Origin of the sequence: Chitinophaga agrisoli (assembly GCF_008386695.1) — a bacterium.
Taxonomy (GTDB): domain Bacteria; phylum Bacteroidota; class Bacteroidia; order Chitinophagales; family Chitinophagaceae; genus Chitinophaga; species Chitinophaga agrisoli.
On record NZ_VUOC01000103.1, the window covers coordinates 1 to 369 of the forward strand.

Sequence of the window (369 nt, forward strand, 5' to 3'; positions counted from 1 at the left end):
GATCAACAATATCAACGCCCATGTCATCAATCCTGCGGCACATCGTGTTATTTGACAATGGTACAGTCTTCAGTGCATCAGCTGCTTTCTTATCAATCATTGTTTCTGCGAGAATAACAGCAGCAGGCAAAATTAGCTCCTCAGCTATAGTAAACGGCTTTTTGGACTTAGCCACAAGTAGCGACAGCATATGAGGCTTCCAATGCTTTGGTTGATACTGCAGTTGCTTTCTTTAATTTCTCTTGACTTCCCTTAAATTCCGACAACTTTCTATGGAAAAACTCTGCTGTCTTACCCACACAGGAAAGATGCTTGGTACTGAGGTGCCGTTGTAAATGGGCTGGTTTCATGCTATTATTTGAGAGCACA

The 369-nt window shown here is 42.3% G+C and carries 2 protein-coding genes; both read right to left on the reverse strand.

What is annotated here, in order from left to right:
• Positions 1 to 190: hypothetical protein (locus F0L74_RS34685; RefSeq protein WP_213087181.1), on the reverse strand; the 190-nt coding region annotated here is incomplete at its 3' end.
• Positions 168 to 369 (reverse strand): hypothetical protein (locus F0L74_RS34690; protein WP_213087182.1); only part of this gene is annotated, 202 nt, incomplete at its 5' end. The genes F0L74_RS34690 and F0L74_RS34685, both read right to left, overlap by 23 nt.